This window comes from Hydrogenobacter hydrogenophilus (assembly GCF_900215655.1).
GTDB lineage: Bacteria > Aquificota > Aquificia > Aquificales > Aquificaceae > Hydrogenobacter > Hydrogenobacter hydrogenophilus.
In genome coordinates, this window is sequence record NZ_OBEN01000002.1 from 186,883 (window position 1) to 207,188 (window position 20,306).

Below are 20,306 nucleotides of genomic sequence, written 5' to 3' on the forward strand. Positions count from 1 at the left end.
TTTATGAGAGACTATAAGGAAACGCTGAACCTTCCCAAAACAGATTTTCCTATGAAAGCCAACCTACCAGAAAGGGAACCTATCATTCTCAAAAGGTGGGAGGGTCTCTACAAAAAGTTAGAATCTGCTACACAAGGCAGACCTCTTTTTGTGCTTCACGATGGACCCCCCTACGCTAACGGCAACATACACATAGGGCATGCGCTAAACAAGGTGTTAAAAGATGTTATAAACAAATACATGCTCATGTCTGGCTACAAAATACATTACATACCAGGATGGGACTGTCATGGACTTCCCATAGAACAGCAGGTAGAAAAAGAGCTAAAAGCCAAGAAGATAGACAAAGAAAGCATAAGTAAAGTGGAATTTAGAAAACTATGCAGAGAGTATGCGAAGAAGTTCGTAGACATTCAAAGAGAAGAGTTCAAAAGGTTAGGCGTGCTGGGAAACTGGGAAGAGCCATATCTGACTATGGACCCAAGCTATCAGGCAGGTGAGGTAAGAGAACTGGGAAGACTCTTTAAAAAAGGTTTTGTGATAAAAAGCAAAAAGCCTGTTTATTGGTGCATATACGATAAAACAGCGGAAGCGGAGGCAGAAGTAGAGTATTACGAAAGACAGGACCCAAGTATTTATGTAAAGCTCCCTCTGATAAACCAAAAAAGCATCTATCTTGTTATATGGACTACTACACCTTGGACACTTCCCGCAAACATGGGTGTTATGGTAGGAGAGGACTACGAGTATGTCTTTTACCAAGTAGGAGACGAGACATACATAATCGCTAAGGAGCTTGTTGAAGACTTTGAAAACATCACTCAGCTAAAAGGTAGGGTCGTTAAAAGCGTTAAGGGGAAAGAACTTTTGGAGCTTGAGTACCAATCACCTTACGGAGGGATAAATAAGGTTTATCCCTCAGAGTTTGTGGAGTTAACTGCTGGCACGGGCATAGTGCATATGGCACCAGGACACGGTAGGGAGGACTACCTTGTGGGAATAAGGTACGGACTTGAACCCTTTGCACCCGTTGATGATGAAGGGAGGTTTATACCACCCGCACCTGACTTTTTAAGAGGCATAAGGGTATTTGATGCCAACAAACTCATAATAGAGGACCTAAAGAGCAGGGGGCTTTTGCTTTATGAAGGCACTATTACTCACTCTTATCCACACTGCTGGAGATGTAAAAATCCAGTGATATTCAGAGCAACATCTCAGTGGTTTATAAGCATGGAAGGCAAAAAGGATGGAAAAACCCTCAGGGAGTTAGCCCTTGAGGAGATAGACAAAGTCAAGTGGATACCACCCTATGGAATAAACAGAATAAGGTCTATGGTGGAAACCAGACCAGATTGGTGCATATCAAGACAGCGCTACTGGGGAGTTCCCATAACGGTCTTTTACTGTAAAAGATGTGGCCATATAATAGCAGAAGAAGAAGTATTTGAGCATGTGGCAAGGCTTATAGAAAACCATCCTTATGGTGCGGATGTGTGGTTTGAACTAACAGAAAAAGAGCTTCTACCAGAAGGCTATGCGTGTCCCAAGTGTGGAAGCGATGAGTTTAGGAAGGAAGAGGACATTCTTGATGTGTGGTTTGATTCTGGATCTTCCCATGCGTGCGTTTTGAGGAGAATGGGTATAGAAACTGCAGACATGTACTTGGAAGGGTCTGACCAACACAGAGGATGGTTTCAGTCATCACTCCTTGAGTCTGTAGCATCTTACGGAAAAGCTCCCTACAAGTCTGTACTCACACACGGCTTTACCGTTGATGAACAGGGGAGGAAGATGTCCAAATCCTTGGGTAATGTGGTCTCTCCTCAGGAAGTCATAAAAGATTTAGGAGCGGACATATTAAGACTTTGGGTAGTATCAGAAGATTACACCCAAGATGTAAAGTTAGGCAGATCCATACTCCAAAGAGTAGTTGAGGACTACAAGAAAATAAGGAACACCTTAAGGTTTCTACTGGCTAACCTTTATGACTTTACTTCACGGGATGTTCTTCCCTATCATCAGCTTCACCACTTTGACAGATGGATGATATCACGCCTTCAGCTCATATTAAAGGAACTGCACAAGCACTACAGGGAGTATGCCTTTCACAGGGTTTATCAGATCATCAGGAATTTCTGCAGTGTGGAACTTTCAAGTTTGTATCTTGATGTGCTAAAAGACAGGCTCTATACCTACGCACCAGACTCTTGGGAAAGAAGATCCGCTCAGACAGTTTTGTACCATCTTCTAAAAGCTTTGACTTTAGTTATGGCTCCCTTTTTGAGCTTTACCGTGGAGGAGGTTTGGGAATACATAAGAAAAATGGACGAAAGTCTTGAAGAGAGCGTTTTCTTCCACACCATACCCTCTCCAGACGATAACCTGATAGACCAAGAACTACTCACAGATTACTCCAAGCTTGAAAAGTTAAGGGACGAGGTTATGAAAGCCATAGAGATGGCAAGAAAAGATAAGTACATTAACCATCCTTACGAAGCCAAGGTTTTCCTTTGGGGTAATCAGGAGTATATGGACCTTGTAAGAAAGTACAAAGACTACATAAAGTTTTACCTCACAGTCAGTCAGGTGGAGCTATCAGAAGGAGGTTATTACATAACCAACAGCGAGGAAGGTGTATTTGTAGGCGTACAAAAGGCTGAAGGCAAGAAATGTCCAAGATGTTGGATGTACTACAGGGAGGAAGAGTTTGTAGGAGAACTTTGTAATAGATGTGCGACAGCAGTGGTTAAAATGGGTCTGCAGGTGTAAATTATAAAAGCTTGGAGGTAGTCATGAGATACGAAGGCATACCTATTATAGACATGCTAAAAGAGGAAAAAGGTTCTATACTTGTGTTTTCTCACGAAAATCCCGACGCGGACACTCTTGGAAGCGCTTTAGCTCTGTATCTCTTTTTGAAGAAGAAGGGTAAAAATGTTAAAGTGGGGTGCAAAGACAAAGTGCCTCACTTTCTTGATTTTCTACCACACTGCGAGGAGGTCATACCACTTCCTACACCTGAAGTATTTGATACAGGAATAATAGTAGATGCAAGCGGTTTTTATAGAGCAGGTACAGAGGTCAGAGCCATAAAAAAGGTGAGAATAGATCACCACATAGGAGGTGAGTTTTACTCACCGTACGACTACATAGACCCTTCCGCTCCTTCTACAACAGCTATAATATACCATCTTCTTAAAACGTGGGATGAGTCTGCAATAGATCAAGAAATAGCAGAATGTCTGTACGCAGGTCTTGCAACTGATACGGGCTTTTTCAAATACTCCAACACCAACGCAGATACCTTCCAGATGGCAAAGGAGCTTGTAGAAAAAGGTGCAGACCCTCATAAAGTTTATGTGATGTTCAGCGAAAGGGAATCTCTAGGAAAGATGCGTCTCATCTCCAAAGCGCTTGACACCTTAACGCTCTACGAAGATGGTTTGGTGGCAGGTATTATCATTTATGATAGGTTCTTTAAAGAAACTGGCACCACTTACCCAGACAGTGAAGGGCTCGTAAACTTCCCAAGGTCCATAGAAGGTGTGGAAGTAGCTTTCGCACTTATAGAAAAAGCGGATGAAGGTGTATGGAAAGCATCCCTGAGGTCCAAAGAGAAGGTAAATGTAGCAAGCGTAGCACAGAGGCTTGGAGGAGGAGGACATAAGTACGCATCTGGATGCAAAATAAAAGCAGATTCCGCACAATCCGCTGTAGAACTTCTACTTTCTGCCATTAGAGAAGAACTAAACCAAGAGCAAACACAACTGCAGGTACAATGCCCCGCTTAGGTGTCCATGTATCTTCTGCTGGTTCCATAATAAATACCTTTGAGAGAGCAAAGCAGGTAGGGGCTGAAGTCTTTCAGTTCTTTTTGAGAAGCCCAAGAGCTTGGAAAGCAAAAGATATAAGCCCAGAAGAAGTAGAAACCTTTAAAAAGCTTAAAAAGAGCTGGGATTATATTATGGTTCATGCTCCTTATCTTTTAAACTTAGCAAGCCAAGATGACAGCTTGAGAAAAAAGTCCGTAGAGGTGTTTCTTGAGGAACTAAAGCTTTGCGACCTTCTTGGAGTAGATTACTACAACTTTCACCCTGGCACCGCAAAAGGCATAAGTGATGAAGAAGGTATAAGAAACATCATAAGGAGCTTGGAAGAGGTATTTTCTACATATACACCAAAGCATACATGCGTGCTTTTTGAAAACACAGCAGGAGAAAAGGGAGACCTCGGTAAAAACTTTGAGGAGCTAAAAAAACTCATAGAACCCTTCAAGGACCTGAAAGTGGGTGTGTGCATAGACACATGTCATGCCTTTGCTTACGGCTATGCTATAAATACTGCGGAAGGTTTTAATGCCTTTAAAAAAGAGGCAGAAAGCACGGTGGGTATAGAAAGTATAAAAGCGGTGCACTGCAACGACTCAAAAGTGCCGTTAGGTGGTAAAAAAGACAGACACGAACACATAGGTTTAGGATACATGGGCACACAGGCTTTCAGGCTTTTCCTTAAAGATCCTTACTTTTCAAACCTACCTTACTATTTAGAAACACCAAAGGAAGATGATTGGGATAGAAAGAACCTACAAACACTAAGGAGCATACTTTAAGAATTCTACGCATAAATTATTATAAACGGAGGGGTTTACTATGATAGATGCTCTGATAGAAGAGGTAAGCAAAAGGACTGAAGGTGGTCTCTGTGTTGAACTTCCTGACGGTAGGGCCATAGGTAATGGTACTTGCAGAGTGAGGATCAAAGACTCAAAGGCTGTTAGAAACATACTAAGAAATCCTGAGATGGGTTTTGGTGAAGCCTATATGAAAGGAGACATAGAGATAAACGGGGACTTAGAGCGTTTTTTAATAGCTTGCGTAAGCTACTTGAAAGAGAAGGAGAGTGATAAAAGTTTTAGGAATAGCTTGATTAGGAATATCTTGAAAGTATTAGGTTTTTTGAAGTTTGTTGAAGGAAAGGAAGTAAGAAAACACTACGACCTTGGGAATGACTTTTACAGTCTCTGGCTTGACAGTTCTATGACCTACTCGTGTGCCTTTTTTTCTTCTAAAGACCAAAGTCTTGAAGAGGCACAGGCTGAAAAGAGAAGTATAATTTACGAAAAACTACAGCTCACAGATGGTGATAAACTACTGGATATAGGCTGTGGATGGGGTTCTATAATCCTTGAAGTGCCAAAGCTTTACAACATACAAACAGTGGGAATAACCCTTTCAAAGAATCAGTACGAGTATATAAAATCCAAGATAGAGAGAGAGGGACTACAAGATAAAGTAAGGGTTTACCTTATGCATTACGAAGACTTACCCAGTTTAGGAGAAAAGTTTAACAAGGTTGTTTCTGTAGGTATGTTTGAGCATGTAGGTAAGGGAAGACATAGAACTTTCTTTAAAGTAGTTGATAGAATCATGGACGATGGTGGACTCTTCTTGCTTCATACCATAGGAAAGGTGCTTCCAGAGACCCAAAGCCAATGGATAAGAAAGTACATATTCCCAGGTGGGTATATACCTGCTCTTACAGAGATACTCCAAGCTACAAAAGGCTTAGGCTTTAATCTCATAGACATAGATAATTGGAGACTTCACTACTATAGAACCCTAAAAGAGTGGAGAAAAAGGTTTTACCAACATAGAGAAAAAGTTATACAAAAGTATGGTGAGGAATTCTTCCGTATGTGGGAGCTTTATCTTACATCTTCCGCTGTATCTTTCCTGACCGCTTCTAATCATCTCTTCCAACTGCTCTTTTCCAAGGGTGTGGTGAATGATTACCCCATAATGAAAAGATATTTCCTACCTGCTTATGAAGTGTTAAAATAGAAAGCATGATAAAGATGGATAATGTCTACAAATGGGAAGGAAGTGTAAAATTACCACAGGAAGGCGAGTTTATAAGGATAGGAGAGGACAAAAACATACATGTGCCCGACCAACCCATCATACCATTCATAGAGGGTGATGGTATAGGTTCGGAAATCACACCTGCCATGATACATATAGTAAATACTGCTGTAGAGAAAGCCTACGGAGGTTCAAGAACCATCTACTGGGTAGAGCTTTTGGCGGGTGATAAAGCAGAGGAGAAAACAGGAAAGAGAATGCCAGAAGAGACCTTGGAGTTTCTAAAACAGGCAGTTGTAGGTATAAAGGGACCACTTGGAACACCTGTAGGGAAAGGAGGTAAGTCCCTTAATGCCATACTGCGTCAATCTATGGACTTTTATTCTGCCATAAGACCCGTATATTGGCTTGGACAACCTACTCCCATACCTAATCCAGAAAGGGTAAACTTAGCCGTTTTCAGGGAAAACTCCGATGATGTATACATGTCCATAGAGTACATGCCTAAAGCTGAAAACACTCAGAAAGTTAGAAAGTTTTTCATAGAGGAAATGGGGGTTTCTGAATATGCTCTTCCTGAAGATTGCGGAATTACGGTAAAACCCATGAGCGAGTATAAAACAAAAAGACATGTAAGAAAAGCTTTAAGATGGGCAATAGAAAATAACAAAAAGGTAGTAGCGGTTGTAGGAAAGGGGAACATAATGAAAGCCACAGAAGGTGCCTTTATGAACTGGGCTTTTGAGGTGGCAAAGGAACCTGAATTTGAAGGAAAAGTAATAACTGAAGGGGAGCCAAAAGATGGTCAAGTGCTTATGGTCAAAGTCATAACCGATCAGATGCTCATGCAGTTGGTGCTAAAGCCAGAAGCTTACGATGTCATCATCACGCAGAACCTTAATGGAGATTACATATCAGACTTAGCTTCTGCTCTTGTAGGTGGTCCGGGCTTTGTGCCCAGCGGAAATATAGGTGATGGATACGCTCTTTTTGAAAGTACTCATGGAACAGCCTACGACATAGCGGGTAAAGGTATAGCCAATCCTCTTTCCCTTACTCTCTCTGGGGCGATGATGTTAGAGTATTTAGGTTGGAAAGAGGCAAGTCAGCTCATATACCACGCAGTAAAGAGAGCAATAGAGGACAAACTTGGTACACCAGACATAGCCAATGGCTTTAGAAGACAAGGTATAACAGCAAAAGAACTAAGTACCTTAGAGTTTGCTAAAGCTATAGCGGACAGGATTTAATTCCAACTTCCCCTTTATCCTAAATATACCCAGCTCTAAAACAGACCCTTTTGGTACGTCAAAAGGTAAGCTTTTCACATCGTAAATTACACTGGCGCTTTCGTCCAAAAGATACGCATCTGCAAAGTATCTACCGTAAAGTAAAGGAAAGTCCTCAAAAGAAAACACCACATCCAAGCTATCATTAACCACTATCTCTACACCTTCGTGCTTTGTAGAGTAAACACTAAGCATTATATTATCATTCCTCCTGAAGATGATAGCAAGAACCACCTTTTCCCTTTTACTTGACTTTATCCTTACCAAAGCTTTTAGGGTATATCCAGGTCTTATCTCCTGATGGGATAGTTTGAAGTCTTCTATGTAAGCGTGAGTTATGTTAGCTCTTTGTATTTGTATATTTGTATTTCCTTTGTCCTTTTCTCTCATGTAGTCCTCGTACTCCTTGACCACATAAAAAGGATCTCCTTCCATCTGTATACTTCCATCTTTTAGCCATATGGCTCTATCGCAAATGTTAGTTATTTGATATGTGGAATGCGTTGTAAAAATCAGCGTACCGCCTCTTTCTTTGAACTCCCTTATCTTGTCAAAGGATTTCTTCTGAAAGTGTATGTCCCCAACAGATAGAGCTTCATCTATGATGAAAATATCAGGTTCCAATGCTATCATTACAGAAAAGGCAAGCCTGACCACCATTCCTGTGGAGTAAGTCTTTATGGGTTGGTAAATATGGTCCCCAAGCTCGGAAAAATCCCTTATAAAATCAATCCTTTGGTCTATATCCTTTTTTGAAAGGCCATTCAAAGAAGCGTACATGTAAGCGTTTTCTATACCAGTAAACTCTGGGTGAAAACCAGCACCCAGCTCCAATATGGCAGATACTCTTCCTGACACCCTTACTTCTCCAGAACTTGGTTCTTGCACACCAGACATTATGGAGAGCAGTGTACTCTTACCGGCACCGTTTTCTCCCAAAACACCAAGAGCCTCACCTTTTCTTACCTTTAGGTTTATATTCTTTAAAGCTATTTTCTCGTGGCTGAAGCGCTTTCGGAAAAGAATCTCTTTTAGTCTGTCTGACGGCTTTTTGTAAACTCTGTAAATTTTTGACACATCTTTTAGTTCTATTATGTGCATGTATCTTATTTTACTGTTTTGACTTGTATGCCAAGTTCTTTTACCGCCACAAGAAACTCTTTGAACTTAAATATTCTCCTATCGCAGAGTACTATGGTGCCTCTATCTTCCTTACTCCTCATTAGCCTGCCTATACCTTGCCTGAACTTTATGAGAGCTTTTCTTTTTTGATATTCAAAAGGGTTTTCGCCTATAGACTTCAAAAACCTTATCCTGTGGAAAGTTATAGGATCCTCTGGACTTTCAAAGGGAAGCTTTGACATGAGAATTCCCTTTTCACCTTTGACATCCACACCAAACCATAAGCTATCAAGTCCCACCAGAGCCTTTATTTTACCAGCTCTGAGCTCTTCTACTAACTTAGAAAGATTTTCTTCTCCCTGAAAAGCCAGTCCTTCTTCTCTTTCAAAAAAAGCCTTGTGATCTTTGTTGGTAAGAAGTATAAGAACCTTATCGTAGAGTGTCCTAAGGTATTTGTAAGCCCTAAAAAGACAGTCTTTCCAATCCTCATCTTTGGGGTCTACTTTATAGACAAGAAAATGTACTTGATAATACGGAAGTGTATGCTCCAGCTCGTAATACTCACCTACTATACCAAGGGTTTTCTTGAGATCTTCTGGGTCTGCAGTAGCGGATGTAATTATAACTCCCTTATATCCATCAAAGTCTACAAAACCCGCAGGAAATACGGGAAAGCACTCAAGCTTATAGTTGTAGGTACCCAGCTTTTTGCTCCAGCTTCTGCTTACTATAAATCCAAGCTCCTGGTTTTCCTCTCTCATAGCTTTAAGAAATTCCTTTAATCTTATTATCTTTTTGGTTAAAAGCTCGTATGATTTTAGCTTTCTCAGAAAATCCTGTTCCTCTTGGCTGAGTTCATCGTATGTAGATTTTATACTTATGAATTCTTCTTGGGTTATCAGGTTAGTTCTTAGAAGGTAGTCCTTTAAACTCAAACTGACAAAGAGTCTATCTTCCAAAAAACTCGCTATGCGATAGCGCACCTCCTCTTTAATGCGGGAGTAGAGTGACTCAAGGGGATCTACTATGCGCTTTTGAAAATCCTCTGCGTATTGTTTGACCCTTTCAATAGCTATCTGATCTTTATCATGCTTAAAGAGCTTTTCAAAGTTTTCTATAAAAAATGTTTCCAAGTCAGCGTCTGCTGAAGGCAAAAACTCTCTTATCTTACCCATAATTTCTACACGCAGGGTGTAGAGAGATATACCACTTGTTAAACTATTCGTTATGTATCTATCAAGTTCGTGAGCTTCGTCTATTACCAATATTCTCTCCTGCGTGTCTTCAAAGTCTTTTAGAGTCAAAAGAGCGTGATTGACAACGAGAATGTCTGCAGACCTTTCTAGCTTCTTAAGTCTTCCCCAGTAATAGCACTCGTTTTTGTATCTGCACAAGTTTCTGTAATTAGGTGTACAGTAGTCTTCATCAACACACAGTTTTTCTTTTATCTCTTGATCCACATTTACAAATTCAAAATCTCCGTCCCAACCGTTTTCCATAGCGGTGTCGATTTGAGGTATTTGGTGCTTCTCAGCGTAGTATCTGTCCAAACAAAGGTAGTTGGACCTACCCTTTATCACAAGATAATTAACTTGGCTTCCTAATAGATACTCACTGTAGCTTCTTAGGACCTCTATGTCTCTTCTGAGTTGTTCTTGAAGCAGCTTGGTTCCTGTTGAGATTATAGCCTTCTGTCCTCTTTCTATGATAGGTATTAGATAACCGTAAGTCTTACCTGTACCCGTTGGGGCTTGTACTATTTTTATTCCCCCTTCATCCATAACGGAAAGCACTATCTGAAAAAACTTCTCTTGGACCCTTCTCTTCTCAAGTCCTTTTTGAAGCAAAAACTCATATAAAAGCACAGTTCTTTATAATAAAATAAACCTTCATGGGACAGTTTGAGATTTTCAAAAAATACGAATCAGATCAATGGTTCGAGAGAAATAAAGAATTGCTGAAACCCATGGAAGATATAGTCATTCAGCTTCTTGACCTTTATGACCTTTTAGATAAAAATAGCAAGGTCTTAGAAGTAGGTGCATCCAACGGCTATAGACTTGCTAAACTTCATGAGAAATATGGATGTATATGCTCTGCAGTAGAACCTTCAAAAAAAGCGGTAAAAGATGGCATAGATAAGTTTCCTTTTATAAAATTCTATCAGATTACTGCAGAAGAGATGGATTTTCATGATGAGTTTGATCTTGTTATTGTTAATAGTGTTCTGCACTGGATAGATAGGAAAAACTTATTCAAAGCTGTGACTAACATAGATAAGGCACTAAAAATGGGTGGGTATCTTGTTATAGGGGATTTTCAACTGCCTTTTTTTGTTAAAAACCCTTATCATCACATAAAAGATGAGGTATACACTTACAAACAACCTTATAAGAACATATTTTTAATTTCCGGATCTTATCTTGAATTAGCAAGTATATGTTATAATCATGACACGAAAAGTTTTAAAAACATAGACTTTAAAAACTTTTTCTGTGTAAGTCTTCTCAAAAAACAGGAACTTTACCTTTTGCAGGACAAGGTGTTATGACGATCGGTATAGTAGTTCAGGCACGTACTGGTTCTACACGCTTTCCTAAGAAGATAACCTCTAAGCTTTTGGGAAAGACTGTTCTTGAGTGGGTTCTTCTTCGGGCAGGGAGAGTGGGTGTAGATAAAAAGATCCTTGCTACCTCAGTCCTTCCTGAGGATGACCCTGTTGAACAGATAGCTAAGTCCATGGGCTGGGAAGTTTTGAGAGGGAGTCCTACGGATGTATTAAGTAGATATGCAGAAGTTGTGAAGAAGTTTCATCTTAATTATGTTGTGAGGATAACGGGAGATTGTCCTTTAGTGGACCACAAGCTTATAGAATTTTCTCTTGAAAAAATGACCAAGGAAGATGCAGATTACATAACCTTTGTAGGAATAATAGATGGCTTTGATGTAGAAGTAATAAATGGGGATTGGATCGTTATAGCAGACAAACTTGCCAAACTTCCTTCCGAAAGAGAACATGTTAGTGCCTATATAAGAAAGTCAAAGAAGGCAAAGAAGATCTTTTTAAAATATCACGAGGAAGATCTTTCCCATATACACCTAAGTGTGGACTATCCAGAAGACCTCGAAGTTATAGAAAGGATCCTAAAGGAGTTAAGATCCGAGGATTTTACTTACCAAGATGTTGTTAGGTTAATAAAAGAAAGACCTGAGCTTTTAAGAAGACAAAAGCAAATAGTTCCCAATGAAGGATACCATAAATCCCTGTGTGAAGATAGAGAATTCATCAAAGGGCTCAAAGGTAAACCTTTAAAGCTTGAAGAGAACCTAAGACATTTTGAAAAGACAAAAAGACTAATTCCTAACTGCTCGCAAACATTTAGCAAATCTTATCTGCAGTTTTCTGTAGGCGCAAGTCCCCTTTTTGTTGAAGAGGGTAAAGGTGCTTATCTTAAAGACCTTGATGGAAATCTATACATAGACTACAGTATGGGTTTAGGTGCATGTATTTTAGGTTATGCATTTGAACCTATCCTTGAAAAGCTACAAATACAACTCAAAAAAGGAACAATCTACACTCTGCCACATAAGCTTGAGCTTGAACTAGCAGATACTCTTAGTCAGATAATTCCCTGTGCTCAAATGGTCAGGTTTGGAAAAAATGGTTCTGATGTCACGTCCGTTGCGGTGAGGTTGGCAAGGGCATATACAGGGAGAGATATGGTTGCGTGTTGTGGATACCACGGATGGCAAGATTGGTACATAGGAACAACCACGCTAAACAAAGGTGTTCCCAAGGCAGTAAAGAATCTTACCCTGACCTTTGAGTACAACAACATAGATAGCTTGAAAAAGCTCTTTGATGAGTACCAAAACCAGATAGCCTGCGTTATAATGGAACCAGTGGGAGTAGAAGAACCTCAGGAAGGTTTTCTACTACAGGTAAAAGAGCTTGTTCACAAAAACGGTGCTCTTTTAATTTTTGATGAAGTGGTCACAGGATTTCGCTTTTCCTTAGGTGGTGCTCAGGAGTTTTTTGGAGTTGTTCCAGACATTGCCTGTTTTGGGAAAGCCATGGGGAACGGTATGCCTATATCTGCCATAGTGGGAAGACGTGATGTAATGGAGCTTCTTGAGGAAGTCTTTTTTTCCTTTACTTTTGGCGGAGAGACACTAAGTATAGCCAGTGCAATAGCAGTTATAAACTTTATGAAAGAAGAAGAAGTAATACCATACCTTTGGGAAAAAGGTACAAAGCTGAAGGAAGGTATAACAAAGCTCATAGAAAACAAAGAATTAGAAGAACTTGTAATCGTAAAGGGATACCCAGTTAGGTTTGTGTTGGATTTTCTGGGGGATGAAGCACTGAAGCTCAAAACACTCTTTCAGCAGGAATGTGCCAAAAGGGGTGTGCTATTCAGTGGTTCTCATAACATTTCTTATTCTCATACAGATGCAGAAATAGAAAAAACGCTTCAGGTATACGATGAAGTTCTGGATATCGTAAAGTTTGCCTATGAGTATAGTATGATAGACGAACTGTTGGAAGGTCAGGTTCTGCAACCAGTTTTTAGAAAGCCGTGAAGCTGAGGCTTGTAAGGAAAGAGAAAATTCTATGTCCCGAGTATCCATGGGAAGGTTTACATACATATCTTTACGGTTCTGTGATAAGACTTCAAGATGGTTATAGAATGTATTACCAAAGCTATGTAGATGGTATAGGTTTTTTTGTATGTCTTGCGGAATCTAAAGACGGTATAAATTGGAAAAAGCCACTTGTAAAACCCTTAAAGGAGTCATCACCACATGTATATCCCACTGTAGAAGTAGATGGAAAAGTACTTGATTTTTATAATCAAACTCGTTCCCTTGAGTATATGAGCAACGTTGTAGCTAACTACCACATGCCTTCCGTAATCTACAAACCTCAGGATCCTTTCCCTTACAAGCTATTCGGATACACAGAAAGGGGTTATTGTGTTGCCTTTTCAAAGGATGGCATAAACTTTAAAGAGTACGAGAATAACCCTGTTATACATCTACTTAAGTTTCCTAACAATAAAAAGGTTTGGTTCAGTGATGTGGCACCAGTCTTTTTGGATACAAAAGAGGAAGTTTATAGAGCCATGGTAAAAACTTACAAAATAGATAAGAAAGGAAGAATCAGAAGGTGTGTTGGATTATCTACGAGCGAAGATTTTATAAACTGGACAGAACCTAAAACTGTATGGATACCTTCAGAAGATGAAGACAAACTAGCTCGTTCTTTTGGTTTTAAATGGGCTGACTTTTACGGACTTTGCGCGTTTAATTACAAAGACTACTACTTGGGTTTTCTATGGCTTTTCTTTATAGAGTATGAGATTAAGAAAGGAACCCATGAAGGGAAGATAGGACTTTATCTTGCTTACAGTAAAGACTGCGTAAGGTGGGAAAGGCTATCTGATGAGCCATTGATAGCGTGGGAAGACTGGCATGACTGTATGATAACCACTGCAAATCAGCCCATTATGGAAGGAAACAGGCTAAAACTTTACTTTTCGGGATTTAACTTTACCCACGCACACGGTGAGTATAAACCTTTTGATGAAAGCTTGCATAGAGCGTGTATAGGATATGCAGAGTTTGAGTTAGATGAGGATTAAGTTTTTCACAGAGGGTGGTAAAGGGATAGGCTTTGGACACATTACTAGGTGTCTTTCTTTATGTCAAGCTTTTGAGGAGCTTTCCAAAGACTGTATCTTTGTCGTAAAGGGTGGGGAAGAAGTAAAAGAAGTTATCAATGTCCCCCTAAAGTTTATAGATTGGATAGAAAATTTAAACTCTTTTGAAAAAGAGCTTGAAGATTCACAGGTAGTGATAATAGACTCTTATCTTGCTAAGGAAGAGCATTACCAAATAGCGTGCGCTAAAGTAGATAAGTGCCTTTTTGTAGATGACTTTAACAGGCTTGAATACCCTTGTGGCTATGTGCTTAACGGAAGTGTATACGCTGGAGAGCTAAACTACCAAATAAAGGATGGTGTATCTTACCTTTTAGGAACTAAGTACACACCTTTACGCAGGGCTTTCTGGCATGTGGAAAAAAAAGATACAGATATACAGATAGGGAAAATACTTATAACTTTTGGTGGAGATGATTCTAAAAGTATGACTCTTAAAGTGGTCAAGCATCTTGAGGATGTTTTTCCTCACATTGAGAAATTTGTGGTTATAGGCTCTGGTTTTAAAAACAGAAGTGAAATACTTTCTTTGAGGTCAAGTAAAGTTAGGGTATACCAAAAACTTTCAGAGAAAGATATGAGGGATCTTATGGTTTCGTGTGATGTGGCAGTTAGTGCAGGTGGACAAACTACTTATGAATTAGCAAGAGTAGGACTTCCAAGCGTGCTTGTTGCTGTGGCTGAAAACCAACTTCTAAATTGCTTAAGTTGGGAAAAGGTAGGATTTGCCCTTTATGCAGGTTGGTGGGAAGATGATAAACTTTTGGATAAAATTGTAAAGTACATAAGAAACCTTGAAGATGCTAACATTCGGTTAAAAATGTCAAAGGTAGGCAGACTCTTAGTTGACGGACAAGGAGCAAGAAGGGTGGCTTATAAAATGTTAAAAACTTAAATTATTAAGTATGGACAGAAAAGAGAAGATACTTGAGCTCATAAAGGAGGGTTACAATAGTGTAAAGGCTCTTTCTCAGTACTTTGGTGTATCCCTTATGACTATTTACCGAGATGTTAGAGAGTTAGAGAAGGAGGGAAAGTTGATAAGAAAACACGGAGAGATAAAATTAAAAACCTTAGAAGATACAAAGGAGGGAAAGGAAGAGAAAAACGCCTGTGCTTATTGCACAAAGCTTGTGGATAAAAGGCTTGAGTTTATATATCACCTCAAAAATGGAAAGATAAGAGCCTGTTGCGCTCACTGCGGTCTTTTACTTTACGGTAACATAAAAGAGGATCAAGTAGAAGCCTGTATGACTTGGGACTTTATAAGCGGAAATCCTATAAACTGCTACTCTGCGTGGTATGTTATAGGTTCTTCAGCTGTACCCTGTTGTAGCCCTTCTGCAATTGCCTTTAGTAGCAAAGAACATGCAGAGAACTTTGCAAAAGGTTTTGGTGGTGTGGTGGTAGATTTTGAAAAAGGTGTGGAAGTTATAAAAGAGTTGATGAAAAGGGGTCAAAGAGTTGATATAAAGATAGAGCCATGAAAAAATTATTTTTCTTCTTCTTTGTATTGCTTTTCGGATGTGCTCCTACTGTAAAGCTAGTTCCCTTAGAAGATGGGCTCACAGTAGATAAAGAAAAGCTAACCGCTATTTATAAGGACAAAGATGTACAGATATTGGTTAAAACTCATGCGTGGGAATACTCACCATCGGACCTCCCTTACTATGTTTTACCCATCTATTTGGAGGTAAAAAACTTATCCACAAGAAGCCTCTACATAGAAAGACAAGGTGTTCATTTAATTGATGATGCAAATCGTCAATACAATCCAATACCTCCTGGTGATGTATCATCCATGTTAGGCAGTAATGTGAGATTTTCCTTAGGAATATCTTACTACTCGTCTCCTTACTGGTTTGGTTATTATCCTTACTATCCTTACTATCCTCCTTCTTATCCTGACATAGTGAATAACGCTTTTCTTTTTGGTACAGTGGAGCCGGGAGCTATTCTTAAGGGTTTTGTATACTTTCAGAAACCCACTAACTACCAAAAAAGAGTAATCCTAAGAGTTGAGTATAGAATAGACAACGAGACTAAAAAGGTCAGCTTTCCGTTTGAGGTTCAAAAGTGAATATAATAAAATAAAATGTAAATGCTCACAAAGAGAAGTTTAAACGCTGTATTCTTTCTCTTATTTTGCGTGCTTTTTTATGTGTTTTTAAACAGGTATCATCAGCTAAGAGATGCTTACTATAAGGAATATCTCAAACATAAAGAAGTAATGTTTCTCATGAAAAACTACAAGCAACATAAAAGACAAGAGCCATCTGAAGACCTTTTGAAGAACTTGTTATCTCAGGTAGGGGGAGAGCTCTTTTCTGTGAGACAGACAGATACGGGATACGAGGTAAAGGCAAAAAAAGTTGCTGGTGTTAAGATACCCAAGCTTGTTTATTCCCTTGAGGAGCGCGGAATAAAAATAGATAAGTTCAAGGCAGTGGACAACACGGGTCAAGGCATGTTTGATGTGGAAATGGTCATAAGATGATAGTGTTTTTAGTTCTGTTATTTTTTTTATCCTCTGTGTACTATGCTGTGGACACTTACAGTAGTGTCAGATCTTTGCGCAATATAGTAGAAGAGCTTTACTTTAAACAGCAAGCTTACCATGTGTTTATGTCAGTACTTCCTGTAGTGCTTGAGGTTTTAAAAAAAGATGATCCTTCAGTGGATAGCCTTCAAGACAGATGGGCTTATCCTCTGACTTTTGAAACTCAAAAAGGAAAACTTAACATAAGCATATACGACGAGGAGAGGTTCTTAAACTTAAATTATGTGGATGACAAGGCGTACGGTAAGTTTTTTGAAAGGCTTCTTAAATTACTCAATATAGACACATCTTACAAGACAAACCTTTTAGCTTGGGAAGGCAAAAGCGATGTAAGTATAGACACTAAATACCCAATAAAAAAGGCTCTCTTGGATTCTAAAGAGGAGTTAAGATGGGTAGGATTTAAAGAGGAGGATCTCGTAGGTAAGACTATAGGTAATGAGTTTTATCCGGGGCTTTTTAGCTTAACTACTGTTTTCTCTTCTGGAAAGATAAACCTGAATACTGCCAACGCTTACATACTTATGGCTCTTGACCCGAGAATAGACCAAACGCTTGCAAACAGGATCATAGACAGAAGGAGCAGAGAGCCTTTCAGAAAGGTAGAGGATTTACTCTTTGTAGATGGCTTTAGCTTTGACATTCTCTACGCTATAAGAGATTTGGTTGATGTAAAAAGTAGGTACTTTCACATTGTAATGGACTTAAAGTCCGGTGGATACTTTTCCAGTTTAGAGGTTATATATGATAGACAGGAAGATAGGTTGGTTTATAAGAAACTACTCTGAGGTGTTTCTCTACCTTCTGCTTTTAGCAAGTCTTTTGAGTCGCAAAGTATTTGGACTTCCTGACCTCTCTGCCTTTGTGCTCCTCTCTCCACTAATCTTCTTAGATGACCCTTTCAAATGGAAGAATAAGTGGAACCTCTCTGTAATCACCTTTCCCGCGACTCTGCTCACAAGCATAGATCTTTATAACCTCCTTAACATGACCCTTTCAGCCTTTGCAGAAGAGCTGTTCTTCAGAGGTTATTTGATGCGCAGATACAGTAATATTGTAGTATCTTTTATGTTTACCATACCTCACCTATTACTATATCAAAACCTTCAGTCCGCACTGACTTTTTTCCCTTCGCTCATCTATGGTGTTGCTTACCAAAAGACCCAATCTCTGATCTTTGTAAGCCTTCTGCACCTATACTCTAACTTGATATACAATTATATTTAGCGGGCGTAGCTCAGGGGTGGAGCGTCTGCTTCCCAAGCAGAAGGTCGCGGGTTCAAATCCCGTCGCCCGCTTTTTTCCACATGCTTTCAAAGTAATCTTCGTATTTTTCTGCGAGCCCTTGGCTGTGTATAATAAGAAGGTTTTCGTAGTTGATTTCCTCTGCGCTAGCGGTCCAGTTATAACTACCTGTAATCACTGTTTTTCTATCTATTACTGCGAACTTGTTATGCATCAACCCTTTTATGAACTTTTTACCCTCTACAGGTAGAAGCTTTACCGGTATGCCTGCCTGAACAAATATGGGATATCTTGAAAACTTCTCCCTTGCTTGTCCTTGGTCCATAATTATCCGAACCTTTACACCCCTTTTGTAAGCATCAAGCACTGCGGAGCCAAGCTCCCTTGAAGTGAAGGCAAACATAGCTATGTCAAGGCTTTTCTGCGCTTTTTGTAGCTCTCTTATGATAGCTGACTGAGCAGAACCCTTTGGAGAGAAGTAAACTTCTATGCTTTCAAAAGTAATAGGCTTTTCTTCTTTTTTACATGATGAGAGAAAAAGGAAAAACAATATGAGCAGGACACCCCACTTACGCATAGTTTACATTTTAAAACATCCAAACTTTTCTTTGAGTTTCTCTTCTACATATGGATGGACAAGTCCTTTGAGGTCTCCACAGTAGGATGCTATGTCTCTTACTATGGTGGAGCTTATGTGTATGTAATCCTGCGAAGGCATCATAAAGATGGTTTCAACTTTTGCGAGTTTGTAATTGTTCATGGCTATTTGAAGTTCGTATTCAAAGTCCGTAAATAGCCTTACACCTCTAACTATCAACCTTATCCCCTCTTCAAGCATAAAATTTACCAAAAGCCCATCAAAACCCTTCACCTCAACTTTATCTCCCAAACACTCTACCATCTTCTTAAACATCTCCACTCTTTCCTCCATGTTAAAAAGCAGGTGTCTTCTTGGATTTCTTGCAACTGCTACTACTACACGATCAAAGACCTCACAGCTCCTCTTTACTATGTCAAGATGTCCAAGGTGTGGAGGGTCAAAAGTGCCCGGATACACTACTTTAGTCATCTTCCTTCCTCCAAAGGGACAGTACTGTGTCTCCATAAACTTTCTTCCTTTCTGCGCCAAAATCCATCTTTTTGCCGTGTTCTAATATGAAAATTCCACCTTTTTTGAGAACTTTTAATGAAAGTTGTATAAGTTTTTCGTAATTTTCATAGTTATAAGGTGGATCTGCAAAGATCACATCTGCCTCTCTATCAAAGTTCATTAGAAACTTGAGTACATCGGATATTATCACATTACCTCTTGCCTTCTTCTTAATTTCTTTGGCAAGTTTAGGATTTTTCTCCACAAAAATCACCTCCGCACCCCTTTCTTCAGCCATAAGTCCCACCTGACCACTGCCAGCGTAAAGGTCTAAAAACAGAGAACCTCTTATGTCTCCTAATATGTTAAACACAGCCTGTTTGACGAGAGAAGAAGTAGGTCTAATTTCTTTTTTTCTTCTTGCTTTTTCCATGAAAAGTATTATAATTTAATGTTCTGTCTTAAAGGAGGTGTTTTGTGATGAGGCGTTTTGCTCTACCCAAAAATCTTGACAAGGAGGAGAGAAAATGGCAAAGACCCTCGGACTGCATATCCTAGCAGACCTTTACGGTGTTAACCCCGACCTTATTGACAAGGTCGAGGACATAAGGCACTTGCTTGAAAGTGCCGTCAAGGTTGCAGGTCTTACCAAGATCTCCTCTCACTACTATCAGTTCCAACCTCACGGAGCCACAGGCGTTGTACTTCTGGCTGAAAGCCACATATCCATCCACACATGGCCCGAGCACGGACTTGCTACCGTAGATGTCTACACCTGTGGGGACCCGCTAAAGGCATACAGGTCTATGGAGTACATAGTATCTGTACTCAAACCTACAAGGATAGACAAACAGGTTTTCGAGAGGGGTCTGGTAGGAGAGTCCGAGGATGCAGAGCTACGAAGTAGCCTGCTTAATACTTATAGATAGGGTTTCCTTTCTCTAAGTTTTTCAGAAAGGATTTGTCTGAAGTGTTTGTGTATTAACTTAAAGTTTGCTTATGGCATTGAATAAATTAAACAGTCCTCTATGTCCTGCTCTGTGCCTCTTCTTAACTTCATTATGATAAAGTCGTAAGGGTTAAGTACGCTAATCTTAAGCTTTTCATCTTGGTAAATTGTTATAACTCTATCCCTATAGCCCTCAGGTAAGGAGATTACGCTCCATCCACTTACCTTTTCAGAAAGGTCGCTTTCAAAACCTCTCTTTTTCAACTCAAGGTAAATCTCCTCTAAGTCTCCTTTCACAACTCCTTAGCTCAACTTGCGCTCCTACTATGATAACTTCTATTGATTTTCCAGTTTGCTCTGCTATCTCCTGAGACTGTTTAAAAAATAGCAAAAAAGCTCCCCACAATGGGGAGATAATATTAGAATGAGAAACAAAAAACACAAACAGATCGTAAAGTTCATAG

At 39.6% G+C, this 20,306-nt stretch carries 22 protein-coding genes and 1 tRNA gene; 16 read left to right on the forward strand and 7 right to left on the reverse strand.

The annotated features are described in order from the left end of the window. Window positions 1-3 precede the first annotated feature (3 nt). The 5 genes from ileS to CP948_RS03745 are packed head-to-tail and all read left to right on the forward strand — an operon-like array spanning window position 4 to window position 7,114. Window positions 4-2,772, forward strand: coding sequence for an isoleucine--tRNA ligase (ileS, locus tag CP948_RS03725; RefSeq protein WP_096601225.1), 2,769 nt, complete (start codon window positions 4-6; stop codon window positions 2,770-2,772). Window positions 2,773-2,795: 23 nt separating this feature from the next. Continuing rightward, the gene (locus CP948_RS03730) at window positions 2,796-3,794 is read left to right on the forward strand and encodes a DHH family phosphoesterase (RefSeq protein WP_096601227.1); all 999 of its coding nucleotides are present in this window, start codon (window positions 2,796-2,798) and stop codon (window positions 3,792-3,794) included. Beyond that, window positions 3,782-4,612 carry a deoxyribonuclease IV gene (locus CP948_RS03735; protein ID WP_096601229.1) on the forward strand — a complete coding sequence of 277 codons (831 nt, stop codon included), beginning with the start codon at window positions 3,782-3,784 and terminating at the stop codon, window positions 4,610-4,612. Before CP948_RS03730 ends, CP948_RS03735 begins: the two co-directional genes overlap by 13 nt. Window positions 4,613-4,652: 40 nt before the next feature. Then, complete coding sequence (locus CP948_RS03740; protein WP_096601231.1) at window positions 4,653-5,843, forward strand: class I SAM-dependent methyltransferase; 1,191 nt, start codon at window positions 4,653-4,655, stop codon at window positions 5,841-5,843. 5 nt (window positions 5,844-5,848) lie between these two features. Next, window positions 5,849-7,114 carry an NADP-dependent isocitrate dehydrogenase gene (locus CP948_RS03745; RefSeq protein WP_096601233.1) on the forward strand — a complete coding sequence of 422 codons (1,266 nt, stop codon included), beginning with the start codon at window positions 5,849-5,851 and terminating at the stop codon, window positions 7,112-7,114. Here CP948_RS03745 and CP948_RS03750 read toward each other — a convergent pair. Together CP948_RS03750 and CP948_RS03755 are read right to left on the reverse strand one after the other, a co-directional pair. Next, window positions 7,079-8,254 carry an ABC transporter ATP-binding protein gene (locus tag CP948_RS03750; protein ID WP_096601235.1) on the reverse strand — a complete coding sequence of 392 codons (1,176 nt, stop codon included), beginning with the start codon at window positions 8,252-8,254 and terminating at the stop codon, window positions 7,079-7,081. The genes CP948_RS03745 and CP948_RS03750 overlap by 36 nt on opposite strands. 5 nt (window positions 8,255-8,259) lie before the next feature. Continuing rightward, on the reverse strand, window positions 8,260-10,122 hold the full coding sequence (locus tag CP948_RS03755; RefSeq protein WP_245810076.1) for an ATP-dependent DNA helicase: 1,863 nt from the start codon (window positions 10,120-10,122) through the stop codon (window positions 8,260-8,262). Window positions 10,123-10,166: 44 nt separating this feature from the next. Between CP948_RS03755 and CP948_RS03760 the strand changes: the two genes are divergently transcribed. From CP948_RS03760 to CP948_RS03805, 10 genes are all read left to right on the forward strand, one after another. Beyond that, on the forward strand, window positions 10,167-10,826 hold the full coding sequence (locus tag CP948_RS03760) for a class I SAM-dependent methyltransferase (protein ID WP_096601239.1): 660 nt from the start codon (window positions 10,167-10,169) through the stop codon (window positions 10,824-10,826). Further along, entirely contained in the window at window positions 10,823-12,859 is a 2,037-nt protein-coding gene (locus CP948_RS03765) for an aminotransferase class III-fold pyridoxal phosphate-dependent enzyme (protein ID WP_096601241.1), read from the forward strand. Before CP948_RS03760 ends, CP948_RS03765 begins: the two co-directional genes overlap by 4 nt. Then, window positions 12,856-13,920 (forward strand): hypothetical protein, encoded by a 1,065-nt coding sequence (locus tag CP948_RS03770; protein ID WP_096601243.1) that lies wholly within the window; start codon window positions 12,856-12,858, stop codon window positions 13,918-13,920. Before CP948_RS03765 ends, CP948_RS03770 begins: the two co-directional genes overlap by 4 nt. Then, entirely contained in the window at window positions 13,910-14,893 is a 984-nt protein-coding gene (pseG, locus tag CP948_RS03775) for a UDP-2,4-diacetamido-2,4,6-trideoxy-beta-L-altropyranose hydrolase (RefSeq protein ID WP_096601245.1), read from the forward strand. The genes CP948_RS03770 and pseG overlap by 11 nt, the downstream gene beginning before the upstream one ends. A 10-nt stretch (window positions 14,894-14,903) precedes the next feature. Beyond that, window positions 14,904-15,485, forward strand: coding sequence for a DeoR family transcriptional regulator (locus CP948_RS03780; protein ID WP_096601247.1), 582 nt, complete (start codon window positions 14,904-14,906; stop codon window positions 15,483-15,485). Then, window positions 15,482-16,078, forward strand: coding sequence for a hypothetical protein (locus tag CP948_RS03785; RefSeq protein ID WP_096601249.1), 597 nt, complete (start codon window positions 15,482-15,484; stop codon window positions 16,076-16,078). Before CP948_RS03780 ends, CP948_RS03785 begins: the two co-directional genes overlap by 4 nt. A gap of 21 nt (window positions 16,079-16,099) precedes the next feature. Continuing rightward, on the forward strand, window positions 16,100-16,495 hold the full coding sequence (locus CP948_RS03790; RefSeq protein ID WP_096601251.1) for a hypothetical protein: 396 nt from the start codon (window positions 16,100-16,102) through the stop codon (window positions 16,493-16,495). After that, entirely contained in the window at window positions 16,492-17,346 is an 855-nt protein-coding gene (locus tag CP948_RS03795) for a type II secretion system minor pseudopilin (RefSeq protein ID WP_096601253.1), read from the forward strand. Before CP948_RS03790 ends, CP948_RS03795 begins: the two co-directional genes overlap by 4 nt. Further along, a complete protein-coding gene (locus CP948_RS03800; RefSeq protein ID WP_096601255.1) occupies window positions 17,303-17,785 on the forward strand; it encodes a CPBP family intramembrane glutamic endopeptidase in 483 nt (160 codons plus the stop codon). The genes CP948_RS03795 and CP948_RS03800 overlap by 44 nt, the downstream gene beginning before the upstream one ends. After that, a tRNA-Gly gene (locus CP948_RS03805) sits at window positions 17,785-17,856 on the forward strand. The genes CP948_RS03800 and CP948_RS03805 overlap by 1 nt, the downstream gene beginning before the upstream one ends. Here CP948_RS03805 and CP948_RS03810 read toward each other — a convergent pair. From CP948_RS03810 to CP948_RS03820, 3 genes are read right to left on the reverse strand one after another with little or no spacing between them, the layout of a single operon-like run. Continuing rightward, a complete protein-coding gene (locus tag CP948_RS03810) occupies window positions 17,838-18,380 on the reverse strand; it encodes a phospholipase D family nuclease (protein ID WP_245810077.1) in 543 nt (180 codons plus the stop codon). The two genes, CP948_RS03805 and CP948_RS03810, sit on opposite strands and share 19 nt — an antisense overlap. A gap of 3 nt (window positions 18,381-18,383) precedes the next feature. After that, entirely contained in the window at window positions 18,384-18,872 is a 489-nt protein-coding gene (coaD, locus tag CP948_RS03815) for a pantetheine-phosphate adenylyltransferase (RefSeq protein ID WP_096601257.1), read from the reverse strand. Next, window positions 18,865-19,326, reverse strand: coding sequence for an RsmD family RNA methyltransferase (locus tag CP948_RS03820; RefSeq protein ID WP_096601259.1), 462 nt, complete (start codon window positions 19,324-19,326; stop codon window positions 18,865-18,867). Before CP948_RS03820 ends, coaD begins: the two co-directional genes overlap by 8 nt. Window positions 19,327-19,420: 94 nt before the next feature. Between CP948_RS03820 and speD the strand changes: the two genes are divergently transcribed. Next, entirely contained in the window at window positions 19,421-19,822 is a 402-nt protein-coding gene (gene speD, locus CP948_RS03825) for an adenosylmethionine decarboxylase (protein WP_096601261.1), read from the forward strand. A gap of 68 nt (window positions 19,823-19,890) precedes the next feature. Here the strand turns inward: speD and CP948_RS03830 are convergent, their stop codons facing one another. Both CP948_RS03830 and CP948_RS08910 read right to left on the reverse strand, forming a co-directional pair. Then, the gene (locus CP948_RS03830) at window positions 19,891-20,139 is read right to left on the reverse strand and encodes a DUF6036 family nucleotidyltransferase (RefSeq protein WP_096601263.1); all 249 of its coding nucleotides are present in this window, start codon (window positions 20,137-20,139) and stop codon (window positions 19,891-19,893) included. After that, the coding region (locus CP948_RS08910) for a hypothetical protein (RefSeq protein ID WP_219350203.1) at window positions 20,108-20,306 on the reverse strand (199 nt) is incomplete at its 5' end. The genes CP948_RS03830 and CP948_RS08910, both read right to left, overlap by 32 nt.